We start from the raw sequence: 11,915 nt of genomic DNA, 5'->3' as shown, positions 1-11,915 counted from the left end.
ACGTCCCGCCGTCTCCTGGATCGGGTTCACTGGATGAACCAGGCGTTGAAGCGCTTCTGCGCCTCGGGGCCGAACTCCGACCAGTACTTGACGTTCTGATGTATGCCGCGCGGGAAGTTTGCAGGCGAGGTCGTGAGCAGGGCCGCGCGCTCGGTCGAGATGAACTTGTAGGCGTCGAGATTCACCGGGCCGGCCGGGATGAACTTGGTCATCTCCGCCTGCGGCTTCACGGTGCAGCTGAACTGCATGAACTCGCGCATCAGGTCGGCCTTGGGAGCCCCCTTGGGGATGGCCCAGGCGTCGACCTGCCAGAGGAAGTTGTCCCACACCACGGTAATCGGCGTTCCGGCATCGGCGGCGGCGAGCGCGCGGGCGACGAAGGCGCCCATCATGTCCACCTCGCCGCTGCTGAGAAACTGCACGACCTGCGCGCCTCCGGTCCACCACACGTCGATCTTCGACTTGATCTTGTCGAGGCTCTTGAACGCGCGGTCGAGATCGAGCGGATAGAGCCTCTTCGGGTCGACACCGTCGGCCAGCAGCGCCTGCTCGAGCGTGTAGCGTGCGTATTTGAACAGCGAGCGGCGCCCCGGGAACTGCTCGGGATTCCAGAAATCGGCCCAGCTCTTGGGACCCTTGTCGCCAAGCACATCGGTCCGGTAGACGACCGAGGTGGCCGAGACGTTTGAGCCGACCGTGTAGGGGGTCACGAACTCGGCCGGCAGCTTGCCGACATTGCCCTTCCCCTCCAGCCCGTGCTCCTCGAGGTAACCCTTTTCCCCGAGCGTCGCGGCTGCGGCCTCACCGAGGATCATACCGTCCCAGATGTAGTTCTTTGTATCGACGATGCTCTTGACCTGAGCCATCGGGTCGATGCTGGCGACCACGCCGACGACCTTGATGCCGGTGGCCTGCTCGAACGGCTTGTACAGGGTCTCGGAAAAGGCCTTCGAATAGGGGTTGCCGGGGTCGCGCACGACGATCTGCCGGTCCTGCGCCCGCGCACTCGACCAGACGGCCGGTACGGCGAGCGCGGCACCACCGAGAAGCTTGACGAAGCTCCTGCGCTCAAGCGTCTTCACATCGAATTTGGAAGTCATGCCGGTTCCCCTTGTCCTGTCTTGCTGTTGCTGGAAGGCCTTGTTTTTCATGGGTGAATATGCCGGTCGGGAACCGACCAGCAGTCGTCCACCGAGCGGTCGAGCTGGTGCTTCATGATCCGCTCGCTGGCGGTACGCGGAAACGCGTTCAGGAAGGCGATGTAGCGGGGCATCTGAAAGCTCGCGAGCCGCGGCGCGAGCCACTGCCAGAGCGCGGAGGGCTCGAGTGCCCCCGGCTGGCGGAGCTGGACGAACAGCTTGATGTCGGCCTCGCCGACATCGGAGGCCACGCCGATCACGGCGCAGTCCTCGACTTCGGGATGGGCGCTGACGACACGCTCGACCTCCCAGGCCGAGACGTTCTCGCCCTTCACCCGCACGCTGTCGGTCTGCCGGCCGAGGAAACGCAGATGGCCGCCCGGCAGCCACTGGCCGGCATCGCCGGTATGGAGTGCGCCGTCGCGCAGCGTCCGGGCGGTCGCTTCCGGCTCGTCTATGTAGCCGGCAAAGATCGCTTCGCGCCGCTTTGGCCGGATGACGATCTCCCCGCGTTCGGCCGGCGCACCCGTCTGGGGATCCTGCAGTTCGACCTCGAACCATGGAAGCGCCCGGCCGATCGAGCCGACCACCCGTTCGGTATTCACGGTAGCGATGCTCGAGGTCTCGGTCATGCCGTAGCATTCGCGGATCACGACGCCGTAGCGCTCCTCGAAAGCGCGCCAAATGTCCGCCGGACACCCTCCGCCCCAGGCGATGCGCACGCCGTGCTCGCGATCCTTCGCCGAGGGCGGCTGCTTGAGCAGGATCTGCAGAACGCCGCCCAGATAGTGGATATGGGTCGCGCCGGCCGTGCGCGCCGCCTCCCAGAAACCTCGCGCGCTGAACCGCGGCAGCATGGCGAGATGGACCCGGCGCAGCAGCGGGACGACGAGGAGCTGAGCGCCGCCGATGTGGTGCAGCGGCTCCCACATCAGCAGCACGTCGTCATCGGCGAGATCGGCGACCCGCAGCGCACCCTCGGCGGCGAAGCGCAGCATGGCATGCGTCACCGGCACGCCTTTCGGGCGCCCGGTCGTGCCGGAGGTGTAGCAGATCGCGAAAAGGTCCGAGGGCGCGACATCGGCATTCTCGATCGGGCCGTCGATCGGCCCCGCCAATACGGTGTCGAGGCTTTCCCCCATCTCCGCAGTGGAGACGAGGCGCGCGAGGTCAGGCGGCGCGACCTCGTCGACGCAGGTGACCAGCGAAGGATCGAGCACCATAAGGTCGACGTGCGCGCTTTCGAGCACGAAGCGCAGCCCCTCGCCCCGCTGGCGCGTGTTCACCGGCACCCACACGGCACCGATCCGCGCGATGCCGAGCAGCAAGGCGAAGTAGCGCGGATGGGTGTCCATCATCGCGGCGATGCGGCTGCCCTCGCCAAATCCATGTCGGCGACACCAGGCGACGAAGGCGGCGGATTGCCGCTCGAGGTCCCCGAAACGCGTCTCGCGCCCCTCGAAGACGGCAAAACGCCGGTCCGGATCGGCCTCGGCGAGGCGCAGGAAGTCGCCAAGAAAGCCGTCGACGTCGCCGGGCAGATCGGTACCGGCTGGGTCTGGCGCTGCGGCTAACTCGACGTGCACGGGCCACTTTCCTGCTTTATGTGAACTCAGAGTATTGCAATACAATACATCATGTCGTATATTGTTACTAGTCAATCGTGACAAGTCAATAAGGGGATGTGCATGGCGACGAAGAAGCGCGACGAAGGGAAGGCGAGCGACATCGAAGATCCGTTGTTGGTCCGATCCGTCGAGAAGGCTTTCCGCGTTCTCTCCGCCTTCGATTCCGGCCATGGCGCGCTCAGCCTGTCGCAGATCGCAGGAGCGACCGGGCTCGACAAGAGCGCCGCGCAGCGGTTCACCCACACGCTGCTGACGCTCGGCTACCTCTCGAAGGATCCCGTCACCAAGCAATACGAGTTGACGCCGAAGACGCTCGACCTCGGCTATCACTACACACGCTCAAGCGCCCTGGTGGAGCGCTCGCTGCCCTACCTGATCCATCTGAGCCAGGTGACCGCCGAGACGGTGAGTCTCACGGTGCTCGACGGTTGCGATGTCGTCTTCATCGCCCGTTTCCTCAGCCCGCACATGCTCAATACCGGCGTCATCGTCGGCAGCCGTCGCCCGGCCTACTGCACCGCCCCGGGCATCGCCATGCTCGCGGCCCTCCCGCCCGAGGAAGCGATCGACATCCTGGAGCGTTCGGACCGGCGCCCCTACACGCCCAATACGGTGTGGGAGATGGAGGCACTCAAGGAGAAGCTCCGGCACACTCGCGAGCGGGCATTCTCCCTCGCCAATGAGGAGATCCACATCGGCGACATCTCGCTCGCCGCGGCGATCCTGTCGGGCACCGGCCGCGTCGCCGGGGCGGTCAGCATCGGCGTTTCCCGCATCCGCTATGACAAGGACGAGGCCGTCGACAAATTCGCGCCGCTGGTAGTCGCGACGGCGCAATCCGTGTCACGGGCCGGCCCAGTGCCGCAATTGCGCTGATCGGTAAATCATTATTACAATGCAATATCTCATATTAAAATATGGGAATTATATCTTGAACTGATCCGAACTGCATCCGATAGTGCCTCCACGGCCGAAGAGCAGCCGAGACGGACGGCAGGGAACAGGGATCGATGGGCGAAGCGGAAATACTGATATTCGGCACCGGCTCCTTCGCGGCCCGGATTCTTTTCGACCTTGTCGCCGTCGCCACCGAGCCGACCCGCATCGTGATCGCCGGCCGCAACGCCGATCGCCTCGCCTGGCTCACCGCTGCCGCAAATGCCCGCGCAGGCATCTTCGGGACACCCGCCACCGTTCTGGCAGAGCGCGTCGACCTGCTGGAGGGAGATGCCGGCGCGACGGTCATCGCCCGCCACCGTCCGAAGGTCATCGTTCAGGCCGCGTCGCCGCAGGCATCGAGCGTCATCGCCGCCACCGGCAATCGCTGGGCCTCGCTGATCGCACAGGCCGGGCTTAGCCTGACGACGGTCTTCCAGGCCTTCCTTTCCGCAAAAGTGGCCTCGGCAACGGCAGAGGCATCCCCGGCCTCCCACTTCATCAATTGCTGCTATCCGGACGTCGCGAACAGCGTGCTCAAGGCGCTGGGCCTGCCCGTGACGTCGGGGGTCGGCAATGTGTCGATCCTGTCCTCTCTGTTCGCGACCAGCCCCGCCGCGACCGGGCGAGAGGTCAAGGTGCTGGCCCACTACCAGACGATAACGCCGTGGCGCCAGCCGCCCCCGGAACGGCGCGGGCCCGCGCCGCGCGTGTGGATCGACGACGTCGAGGTCGAGGACGTCTTCGCGACCTTCCGCGACGTGCAGCTCACCCGCGAACCGGTGATCGACGTGTCGGGTGCCGCCGGCGTGCCCATGATGCTCGCCATGGCCCATGGTCATGACTGGCGCGGCCATGTTCCCGGGCCCAACGGACTGCCGGGGGGCTATCCCGCGGCAATGCGGGGCGGCGTGCTGGCCCTTGATCCCCCCTCGGGAATCGACGCGGAGGCGGCCATTTCCTGGAACGCGGCCTTCGAGCGCCGCAGCGGCGCGTTCATCGACGAGGGCAACTGGCTGCGCTACGCCGGCACCGTGCGCGACTGCCTCGCCAGCGTGAGCCCCGCGCTTGCCGAGGGCTTTCCGGTGAGCGCCCTGTACGACGTCCACAAGGAGATGACCGCGCTGCGGCATCGCCTCGAGGCGCAGGCGGCGTGAGCCTGGACAGGATGACCGCCATGAACGAAGGGGCGCAGTTTCACCGGGTCTTTCCGCTCACCGGCGCCGACTGCGACGTGTGGGTCGACGGACGTCGCCTCAAGGCGCGCCGCGGGCAGAGCCTGCTCAGTCTCCTGCTGGAGCATGGCGGCCGGGTCCGCACGCATGAACGCACCGGCGAACCCCGCGCCGGCTTCTGCCTGATGGGGGCGTGCCAGGACTGCTGGGTCTGGCTCAGCCCCACCCAACGCGGACGGGCCTGCACCACTCCGGTCGAACCGGGAATGCGATGCTTCACCCGCTCTCCCGAGGCCGAGGTCCTGCCGTGAAGCGCGTGGCGATCGTCGGCGCCGGCCCTGCGGGCATCGCGGCCGCCGACCTGCTGGTCGGCCGCGCCGGCATAAGCGTGACCCTGATCGACGAAGGACAGCAGCCGGGCGGGCAGATCTTTCGTCAGCCGCATCCAGGTCTCGCTAGCGACATGAAGCGGCTGCTCGGTGCCGGCCATAAGCGGCTCGAGCGCTTCCGGGCGCTCTGCAGCAATGTGCTGCCACAGCTCGATTACCGGCCGCGCACGCTGGTGTGGAACGTCTTCGGCGGTGAACTGATGACGCTCGGCGAGAGGGGGGTCGACAGCCTTTCCTATGACGCGCTGCTGATCGCCACGGGCGCGACAGATCGTGTCCTGCCGGTCAAGGGCTGGACGATGCCGGGCGTCTATACCCTTGGGGGTGCGCAGATCCTGCTGAAGGAGCAGGGATGCCTGATCGGGCGGCAGGTCGTTTTCTGCGGCGCCTCGCCATTGCTCTATCTGGCGGCGCTGCAATATCACCGGGCCGGCGGGGCGGTCGCTGCGGTGCTCGACACCACGCCGATCGCAGCCAAGGTGAAGGCGATCCCCCGCCTGCTCGCCCTGCCGGGCGTCCTCAAGGACGGCCTTTCCTATATGGCGGCGCTCCGCCTTGCCGGCGTACCCATCGTCGTCGGCGTGACGCTCGACGCGTTTGTCGGCGACGGGCGTGCCGCCGAGGTCCGCTACCGCGCCGGCGGACGGGCGCATGCCGTCGCCTGCGACGCAGTTGCCTATGGCTTCGGGCTGCGGCCCGAAATGCAGCTCGCGGAGCTGGCGGACTGCGCGCTGCGCTACGACTCGTTCCGCCGTCAATGGTATCCAGACCATGACGGAGACGGTCGCTGCGGCCATGGCGTCTATGTCGCCGGCGACGTCGCGCAGATGGGCGGCGCCGAGGCGGCCGTCCACTCGGGACGCCTCGCTGCGCTGTCGATCCTCGCCGATCTCGGCCTCGAAGCGCCGGCCTCCCCCGAGCCGGACCGGGCCGCGCTGGCACGTCAACTCACCTTCCAGGACGGACTTGGCCATGCCTTCGCCTGGCCTGCCGCCCATGTCGCCGGGCTGGCGGGCGAGGTGATGCTGTGCCGTTGCGAGGGCGTAAGCGTCGGTGAGGTGCGTCGCGGGCTGCGCAGCGCCGGAGGGCCGCAGGAGGCGAACCGCGCCAAGGCGGCGACCCGCTGCGGCATGGGGCGCTGCCAGGGCCGATTCTGCGGCCCGGCACTGGCCGAACTCGTCGCCGCCGAGACCGGTGCGGACGGGGTCGCTCGCCCGCTCGACCGCCTTCGCGCCCAGCCTCCGATCAAGCCGCTGCCGATCAGCGCGGTGGCCGGGGAGCCACTCGCATGAGCCAGATGCATACGGATGTCGTCATCATCGGCGCCGGGTCGATCGGCACTCTGACCGCCCTGTATCTTGTCCGTCGGGGTCTTTCAGTGGTGCTGCTCGATCGCGGCTTCGCCGGTGGCCAGTCGACCGGCGTGAGCCCAGGCAGCCTGCGGCTCCAGGGCCGTAACCCGACCGAGATGCCGCTCTCCATGCGCGCGCAGGAGATGTGGGAGGCCTTCGAGGACGATATCGGCGAGAGTGTCGAGTTCGAGCAGAAGGGTCATCTGTTCCTGGCCCTGACACCGGCGCACCTCGACAAGATCGACGCCCTGATGCCGATCGAGGCGGCGCACGGGAATTTCTGCGAGAAGCTTTCCCGGGACGAGGTCCTTCGGCGTTGGCCGTGCCTGACGCCGGAGAACCTCGGCGGCATGTTCAATCCGCGCTCGGCCGTGGTGAATTCGCGCATGGTCGCGCCGGCCGTCGCTCGGGCGGCATCGCGCGCAGGCGCGCTTCTGTTCGAGCAGGAAGAGGTGCGCCTGGTCGAGCGGAAGGGAGACACCTTCTTCACCTGCACCGACCGCGACCGCCGCATCGAATCGCCGATCGTGGTGAACGCAGCCGGCATGTGGGCTCGCCCGTTCGCGAACAGCTTCGGCGAAGACGCGCCGATGTTCTCCGCCGGCCCTATCCAGATGGTCACGGAGCCCGTTCCGCAGTTCCTCGACCCGGTCGTGCATTCGGTGGATGGTCACATCATCTTCCGCCAGACCCGTGCCGGCAACATCGTCGTCGCCGGACATCCGCGTGTGCCGGTCGACGACGTCGCGCGGCGCTCGCGCGTGCCGCCCGACAAGACGCTGCGCAACATGCGGCGCCTGCTCAATGCCGCGCCGGGCCTGCTGCCGCAGAGCATCATCCGCATCTGGACCGGCATCGAGGGCTATCTGCCCGACATGCTTCCGGTGCTCGGCCCGAGCGCCACCACCCCCGGGCTCTTCCATGCCTTTGGATGGAGCGGACACGGCCTGCAATGCGCGCCCGCCGCCGCCGAGTCGCTTACTCAGCTGATTGTCGGCGGCGCAAGCCCGATCGATCTCTCACCCTTCGCCATCGCCCGCTTCACCGGCGCGGCACGGCCGGACGAACAGAAGCTGAGAGACGAATTCGAGGACAATGTCGTCCGTCCACGCTCCGGCGCCGCCGCTTCCTGATCGCTGCCGACAACCAGTGCTGCTCGCCAGCGGACGTTGCCAGTACGCGTGTCGCTGCCGTCCGCGCCGACGAGCGGATATCGTCGGCAACCGGCCCACAGGTGAGCTGCATGTCGCGGAAGGTCGCGAAGACGTCCTCGACCTCGGTCTTTTGACCCACTCGTTGAGGGTACGAGCGGTGTAGCCGATCTTCTCGGCGATCGACACCATCGCCGCCCACCGAGACGCATCTCGTGGTCCAGCACCATCCGCGCCGCGCGCTCGCGCGCCTCAAGCGAAAACTTGTCGTCTTGTTGCTCATAATGGCCCCTGCCTCTCAGGAGTTGGGGCCTCCGGCAAACCCGGCGTGGTTCACCGTTCGCTTCTATCTCGATCGTGAGCGCCGCATTCGTGACCGCCAGCCGGAAGCGCGTCACGCGCAAAAAGGTACCTCCCGAACAATCAGATTGAGGCGGGCGTGATGGCGCCGGAAAAACGCACTCTGAAGATCGATCCGCCGGTCGCCGCAGGGCGATAGTTCACCTCCGCTCCCATCGCCTGCGAGAGCGTGTGCACAATATAGAGGCCGAGGCCCGATCCGCGGGGCCCGTGGACCGGCCGTGTCGCGCCCCGACGAAACTTGCCGAAAAGCTGTTCGCGCTCCTCGGCTGGAATGCCGACGCCTTCGTCGATAACTTCAGCGAAAGGCATCTCCTCGATCCCGACGAGCAGGCGGATGGTCGAGCCGGACGGAGAGAAGCGGATGGCGTTGGAGACGAGATTGTCGAAGATCTGGTCGAGTGCTTCCACATCCGCTGTGATCTGCACGGGGTGAGGCGGCACTTCGAGCTTCATCCGAATTCCGCTACCCGCCGCCGTGGCGGCGCTGCGCTGACGGGCCCGCTCCAGCGATTTGCCGAGATCCACCCCCTCACGGAGGCGGGCCGCGCGTCCTTCCGTCTCATGCGCCTCGAGCAGCCGGCCGACCAGCGCCAGCATGACGGTGATGCTTTCGCTGGCCTCGCGCAACAGATCGTGCAGGGCGTGCGAAGAGGCGTCCAGCCGGGATGCTGCCAGGTCGAGCAGGTTGCGCAGCCCGAACAAGGGACTGCGCAGGTCATGCGCGGCGATGGCCATGAGGCTGGCGAGTTCAGCATTGGCACGGCCGAGCCGTTCATTGGCGGCGATCAGTGCCTCGTTCTGCGCCGCGATGTGAATCTGCTGGTTCTGTTCGGTCTCCTGCATGCGATGCAGGCCGCGCCGCCCGAATATGCCGGCGACGACGGCAAGCCCGGTGTTGAAGATCGCCACCGTCTTGTCGAACGGGCTGGCGGCGAGCAGCGAGACCCACAGCACGAAGATCAGAAAGGTCCCGAGACCGATCCACGCGAAGCGCCGCGGTGGGATCAGGAAAAAGACCGCCCCGGCGAGATAGACCATCGCATAGCCGCTGGGGATGCGTCCGCCGAGTGAGATTAAATAGCCCACAGCCTGCGAGAGCAGCAGGGCGACCACCACGAATATCTCCGGCAGCCAGATGAGGCGCAGCCGTTCTTCCTGCTGGCCACGCTGTGCGGCTCCCAGAAAGACAAATGCACCGAGAATGGCCAGCCCGCTCAGGACCATCATGGCAAGGCTTGAGCGGAAATAGCCGAATACGCCCTCGACCGCGGCGTCGAAGATCAGCGCGATGGAGGCGAGTTCGACGCGACGCAGGTTGAGCCGCAGCCGACGGTCCGGACGCATCACGTCATCGCCGCCACGTGGGTCGAGGAGGTCGCGCAGGCGATGGGAGGCGCTCACGGAGTAAGGCGCCCCTGCACATGGTCGCGCGCGAGGGCCTCAAGATCCTTCAGGCTTTCGAGCTGCAGCTTGATCTTGATCCGCTCGCAATAGGTGCCGACCGTCTTGATCGAGAGGCCGAGCGCCCTGGCGATCGCGCGGCTGGTCTCGCCGTCGCCGATCATACGCAACACCTGCAATTCCCGGTCGGAAAGCTGATCGAGCTGTAACGTAAAGCCGGCCTCCGCCTCGGGATCGAAGGTTTCCGTCATGCGTTGGCGCACCGCCTCGCCGATGAAGATGCCGCCGGAGGCGACGATGCCGAGCGCTTGGGCGACGACCGGGAGCCCCTCGGACTTGGCGATGTAGCCCCGCGCGCCGGCACGGATGACGCGCCGCGCGAAGGTCCACTCGTTCTGGCTGGAATAGACGAGGATGCGAGCATCCGGCTGGATAGCGAGAAGATCGCGCAGCATTTCGACGCCATCACGCCCACCCAGCACCAGGTCGAGGATCACATAGTCCGGTCTCAACGCGGCCATCTGCGCGCGCGCGGCGGCGCTGCCGGTGGCTTCCCCGCAGATGACAAAACGGTCGTCGCGCTCGAACAGGAAGCGCAGCCCATACAGCACCACCGGATGGTCATCGATGATGAGAATGCGCCCGACCGGAGCAGACACCCGATCTCCTCCGCTCATGACCATTTCCAGATCGGCAGGAAGACTATCACACCGGTCGGGCACAGGCTGTAGGTCGGCGCCTGACAGACGCGCACGCGCGAGCCCGCTAGCGTCGTGGGAATGGCGAAGCGTGGCGACATGATCCGGCAGATCACACTGGGGAGGTTCATTTTGAAACCTGTCTTCGGGCGCCGCCGTGCGGTCTGCCGGCATAACCGATCCCCGATGAAACGAAGGATACTCGAATGAAGGCTCCTCTGTTGAAATGCGTAGCGGCACTCGGATTTCTGATGGCCTCGGCGTTGTCGGCGGTCGCCTTGCCGCTGCCGGCTTCCTTGCCCGCCGCGCCGACGGTGCAGATCGTTCCCGTTGCCAATGGCTGCGGACCAGGCTGGTATCGCGGGCCGGGCGGGGCCTGTCACAGATTTGGCTTGGGGCCCTATCCAGGCGGCTATTACGGCCCCTATGGCGGCGACGCCGCCGGGAATGGTTGCCCTCCCGGTTATTGGCGGGGTCCGTGGGGCCATTGCCGAGACACGCCCTTTCACGGCCGACTGCCGGACGGCACCTGGCAGTAAACGCCCGATTTCATTGCGGAGAATGGATATGAATCATCTTACGATCGCCATCGGCGGGGCAATTTCCGGCTGTCTACTTCTCGCAGGAGCGGCTGCCCACGCCCAGAATGCGCTGACCGCTCCTCAGCACGGCCAGGTCATTGAAATCTACTCCGATGCTGATGCGAAAGCGGTCCTCAACGCCCGCCTCGCGGCGCTCAAGACAGTACTCGAACTGACGCCCGAGCAGGAGAAGCTATGGCCTCCGATGGAGGCGTCGATCCGCAAGGTGGCCGCGGATTCGATGGCGCGCGGAAAGCAGCGCGCGGAGGCCAAGCCGCCTGCGGATTTCCTTGATGTGCTCGACCGAATTGGTGACGCCGAGGTCACACGCGGTCAGGATCTGAGGAGCTTCGTCACGGCGGCCCGCCCATTCGTCGCGGCGCTCACCGAGGAACAGAAGAATCGGATGCCAGCGTTCCTCGGCATGACGGTCGACCCTCAGGCGCCGCTAGCATCGAGATCGCTCTGGCTTTTCGAGGAAGAGGAACGATAGCCAGAACAACTCTGGCGCGAGAGATGATTTTTGGTCGCTCCGCCCGCGCGCATGCTATGTCGCTGCAATCATTTCGGTTCCGGCTCGGCGCTCGACCTCAGCTCGACCGATCCGAGCTGCTTTCCTGGATCGATCCGGTCAAGCGGTGGCATCCAGGTCTGCGGCATCGGATCCTCTGACGGCCTCGACCCAACGTGCGAACGTCTCTCAGTTCGCCCGCCGAGAATGCATAGCTCCACTGCGAATATTGTCGCTGTTCCATGCTGCATTGCACACTATTCTCACCGTCTCCGCTGCAATGCAGCAACGAACCATCGAGGAGAAGTGCCATGGGCATCGAACAGATCCGCCTCGCCGTCGGAGCGGCCTTTGCACGGCGTCGTGTCTATAACGAGATCATCGACGAGTTGTCGGCCCGAACTGATCGTCAGCTGGCCGATATCGGCCTCAGCCGCGGCGATATTCCGGATTTCGCGCAGCACGCCGCTAGTAGTGCCACCAGAGCCATCCACGTTGAGGGATCCAATCCTCGCCTTGATCTTGTTCACGTCGCGTGAGGTTGCCTGCGCCGTCGACGCTCACCGGGAACGAATCTGGGATGCAGCGATC

General features: G+C 66.1%; 12 protein-coding genes and 1 pseudogene. 8 read left to right on the top strand and 5 right to left on the bottom strand.

Annotated elements, in window-relative coordinates; all coding sequences use genetic code 11:
- Positions 1–26: 26 nt before the first annotated feature.
- From NVS83_RS22450 to NVS83_RS22445, 3 genes and pseudogenes are all read right to left on the bottom strand, one after another.
- Positions 27–1,100 (bottom strand): ABC transporter substrate-binding protein, encoded by a 1,074-nt coding sequence (locus tag NVS83_RS22450; protein ID WP_258741468.1) that lies wholly within the window; start codon positions 1,098–1,100, stop codon positions 27–29.
- Between the two features lie 47 nt (positions 1,101–1,147).
- Entirely contained in the window at positions 1,148–1,474 is a 327-nt protein-coding gene (locus NVS83_RS23585) for an AMP-binding enzyme (protein ID WP_374115106.1), read from the bottom strand.
- Positions 1,475–1,609: 135 nt separating this feature from the next.
- A pseudogene (locus NVS83_RS22445) lies at positions 1,610–2,938 on the bottom strand (class I adenylate-forming enzyme family protein); the annotation flags it as partial.
- Here NVS83_RS22445 and NVS83_RS22440 point away from each other — a divergent pair.
- The 5 genes from NVS83_RS22440 (at position 2,828) to NVS83_RS22420 (ending at position 7,752) form a co-directional block, all read left to right on the top strand.
- The gene (locus tag NVS83_RS22440) at positions 2,828–3,643 is read left to right on the top strand and encodes an IclR family transcriptional regulator (RefSeq protein ID WP_258741466.1); all 816 of its coding nucleotides are present in this window, start codon (positions 2,828–2,830) and stop codon (positions 3,641–3,643) included. The pseudogene NVS83_RS22445 and the gene NVS83_RS22440 sit on opposite strands and share 111 nt — an antisense overlap.
- Positions 3,644–3,777: 134 nt before the next feature.
- Positions 3,778–4,860 (top strand): hypothetical protein, encoded by a 1,083-nt coding sequence (locus tag NVS83_RS22435; RefSeq protein WP_258741463.1) that lies wholly within the window; start codon positions 3,778–3,780, stop codon positions 4,858–4,860.
- 20 nt (positions 4,861–4,880) lie between these two features.
- Positions 4,881–5,189, top strand: coding sequence for a (2Fe-2S)-binding protein (locus NVS83_RS22430; protein WP_258741462.1), 309 nt, complete (start codon positions 4,881–4,883; stop codon positions 5,187–5,189).
- Positions 5,186–6,559 (top strand): FAD/NAD(P)-dependent oxidoreductase, encoded by a 1,374-nt coding sequence (locus NVS83_RS22425; protein ID WP_258741460.1) that lies wholly within the window; start codon positions 5,186–5,188, stop codon positions 6,557–6,559. The genes NVS83_RS22430 and NVS83_RS22425 overlap by 4 nt, the downstream gene beginning before the upstream one ends.
- A complete protein-coding gene (locus NVS83_RS22420; protein ID WP_258741459.1) occupies positions 6,556–7,752 on the top strand; it encodes an NAD(P)/FAD-dependent oxidoreductase in 1,197 nt (398 codons plus the stop codon). Before NVS83_RS22425 ends, NVS83_RS22420 begins: the two co-directional genes overlap by 4 nt.
- A 441-nt stretch (positions 7,753–8,193) precedes the next feature.
- On the opposite strand, the gene NVS83_RS22415 is transcribed toward NVS83_RS22420, so the two are convergent.
- Complete coding sequence (locus NVS83_RS22415; protein WP_258741458.1) at positions 8,194–9,534, bottom strand: sensor histidine kinase; 1,341 nt, start codon at positions 9,532–9,534, stop codon at positions 8,194–8,196.
- A complete protein-coding gene (locus NVS83_RS22410) occupies positions 9,531–10,406 on the bottom strand; it encodes a response regulator (protein ID WP_258741457.1) in 876 nt (291 codons plus the stop codon). Before NVS83_RS22410 ends, NVS83_RS22415 begins: the two co-directional genes overlap by 4 nt.
- A 32-nt stretch (positions 10,407–10,438) precedes the next feature.
- Here NVS83_RS22410 and NVS83_RS23580 point away from each other — a divergent pair, with 32 nt between their 5' ends.
- The 3 genes from NVS83_RS23580 to NVS83_RS22395 all read left to right on the top strand — a co-directional run bounded on the left by NVS83_RS23580 (position 10,439) and on the right by NVS83_RS22395 (position 11,863).
- Positions 10,439–10,771 (top strand): GCG_CRPN prefix-to-repeats domain-containing protein, encoded by a 333-nt coding sequence (locus NVS83_RS23580; RefSeq protein WP_374115105.1) that lies wholly within the window; start codon positions 10,439–10,441, stop codon positions 10,769–10,771.
- Positions 10,772–10,799: 28 nt separating this feature from the next.
- A complete protein-coding gene (locus NVS83_RS22400; RefSeq protein WP_258741455.1) occupies positions 10,800–11,306 on the top strand; it encodes a Spy/CpxP family protein refolding chaperone in 507 nt (168 codons plus the stop codon).
- A 329-nt stretch (positions 11,307–11,635) separates the two neighbouring features.
- Entirely contained in the window at positions 11,636–11,863 is a 228-nt protein-coding gene (locus NVS83_RS22395) for a DUF1127 domain-containing protein (protein WP_258741450.1), read from the top strand.
- Positions 11,864–11,915: the final 52 nt, after the last annotated feature.

It is taken from the genome of Ancylobacter mangrovi, assembly GCF_024752335.1.
GTDB lineage: Bacteria > Pseudomonadota > Alphaproteobacteria > Rhizobiales > Xanthobacteraceae > Ancylobacter > Ancylobacter mangrovi.
This window is presented reverse-complemented; position numbering and strand designations above follow the sequence as displayed.

Excerpts from the sequence above, each read along its gene's own strand:
- NVS83_RS22450 (WP_258741468.1), bottom strand. The coding sequence starts at position 1,100 with ATGACTTCCAAATTCGATGTGAAGACGCTTGAGCGCAGGAGCTTCGTC.
- NVS83_RS22440 (WP_258741466.1), top strand. The coding sequence starts at position 2,828 with ATGGCGACGAAGAAGCGCGACGAAGGGAAGGCGAGCGACATCGAAGAT.
- NVS83_RS22435 (WP_258741463.1), top strand. The coding sequence starts at position 3,778 with ATGGGCGAAGCGGAAATACTGATATTCGGCACCGGCTCCTTCGCGGCC.
- NVS83_RS22430 (WP_258741462.1), top strand. The coding sequence starts at position 4,881 with ATGAACGAAGGGGCGCAGTTTCACCGGGTCTTTCCGCTCACCGGCGCC.
- NVS83_RS22420 (WP_258741459.1), top strand. The coding sequence starts at position 6,556 with ATGAGCCAGATGCATACGGATGTCGTCATCATCGGCGCCGGGTCGATC.
- NVS83_RS22410 (WP_258741457.1), bottom strand. The coding sequence starts at position 10,406 with ATGCCGGCAGACCGCACGGCGGCGCCCGAAGACAGGTTTCAAAATGAA.
- NVS83_RS23580 (WP_374115105.1), top strand. The coding sequence starts at position 10,439 with ATGAAGGCTCCTCTGTTGAAATGCGTAGCGGCACTCGGATTTCTGATG.
- NVS83_RS22400 (WP_258741455.1), top strand. The coding sequence starts at position 10,800 with ATGAATCATCTTACGATCGCCATCGGCGGGGCAATTTCCGGCTGTCTA.
- NVS83_RS22395 (WP_258741450.1), top strand. The coding sequence starts at position 11,636 with ATGGGCATCGAACAGATCCGCCTCGCCGTCGGAGCGGCCTTTGCACGG.